At 46.8% G+C, this 280-nt stretch carries 1 protein-coding gene; it reads left to right on the top strand.

The genetic code is table 11. The features are described 5' to 3' along the window. A partial coding sequence (locus HMPREF2885_RS10355) for a DUF1542 domain-containing protein (RefSeq protein WP_070657468.1) occupies positions 1-280 on the top strand: 280 nt, incomplete at both ends.

The following is a 280-nucleotide window of genomic DNA, read 5'->3' as shown; positions in this document are numbered from 1 at the left end:
AGAAGAACATTGACGCTGCGACCACAAATGCAGAGGTCGACCAGGCTAAGTCAACTGGAACTACTGAAGTTAACGGAGTCAGTCCAACTGCGCAAAGTAAGCCAGCAGCCAAGCAAGCGATTGATGATGCCCTTAAAACTAAGGAATCAGAAATTGATTCACGCACTGATTTGACGGATGAAGAGAAAGCTGTTGCGAAATCCGATGCCAAAGCGAAAGCAGATGAAGCCAAGAAGAACATCGACGCTGCGACGACAAACTCAGAAGTTGATCAAGCCAA

The organism is Streptococcus sp. HMSC062H02 (assembly GCF_001813005.1).
In the GTDB taxonomy this organism is placed as follows: domain Bacteria; phylum Bacillota; class Bacilli; order Lactobacillales; family Streptococcaceae; genus Streptococcus; species Streptococcus oralis_S.
Note: the sequence above shows the minus strand (reverse complement) of the source record. Positions and strands in the feature narration are given on the sequence as shown.